Below are 949 nucleotides of genomic sequence, written 5' to 3'. Positions count from 1 at the left end.
GCTCAGCTGGGAGAGCACCTGCTTTGCAAGCAGGGGGTCGTCGGTTCGATCCCGTCTGCCTCCACCAATTGCGATGATCGTTGGCGCTTTAGCGCTTACGGGCATCTCACTCCCGAAGGGAGCCCCAATGGATAATGTTTGATTGGGTTCGAGAGAACGAATCGAATCTTACCCATTGGCGATTGAGCCAGTCAGAGTGATGCAGGAAACTGTATCGGCTGTCTTTCTTTAACAATCTGGAAGAAGCAAGTAATTTGGATAGCGGAAGCGTCGTTGAGATGGACGTGGAAGCTATCCGGGTTGTGATTGTATCGATGTATCTCAAGATGATTCGAACTTCATTGTTCGACTCTAATTGGAATACGGCACAACGCGAGAACTCAACCTGTAGCGGCTGTCGATGAGACAGACTCGTTATAGGGTCAAGCGAACAAGTGCATGTGGTGGATGCCTTGGCGATCACAGGCGATGAAGGACGCGGTAGCCTGCGAAAAGCTACGGGGAGCTGGCAAACGAGCTTTGATCCGTAGATGTCCGAATGGGGAAACCCGGCCCTTTTGGGTCATCCTAGACTGAATACATAGGTCTAGTGAGGCGAACGCGGTGAACTGAAACATCTAAGTAACCGCAGGAAAAGAAATCAACCGAGATTCCCAAAGTAGTGGCGAGCGAAATGGGAAGAGCCTGTACTCTTTATTTGTATTGTTAGCCGAACGCTCTGGAAAGTGCGGCCATAGCAGGTGATAGCCCTGTAGGCGAAAACAGTATGAAAGAACTAGGTGTACGACAAGTAGGGCGGGACACGTGAAATCCTGTCTGAATATGGGGGGACCATCCTCCAAGGCTAAATACTACTGACTGACCGATAGTGAACCAGTACCGTGAGGGAAAGGCGAAAAGAACCCCGGGAGGGGAGTGAAATAGATCCTGAAACCGCATGCATACAAAC

General features: G+C 50.4%; 1 rRNA gene. It reads left to right on the top strand.

Features of this window, described 5'->3' with window-relative positions:
• Positions 1 to 420: 420 nt before the first annotated feature.
• Positions 421 to 949, top strand: a 23S ribosomal RNA gene (locus tag J5M58_RS25770); the annotation flags it as partial.

This window comes from Pseudomonas sp. 32_A, assembly GCF_017490905.1.
GTDB classification, from domain to species: domain Bacteria; phylum Pseudomonadota; class Gammaproteobacteria; order Pseudomonadales; family Pseudomonadaceae; genus Aquipseudomonas; species Aquipseudomonas inefficax.
This window is presented reverse-complemented; position numbering and strand designations above follow the sequence as displayed.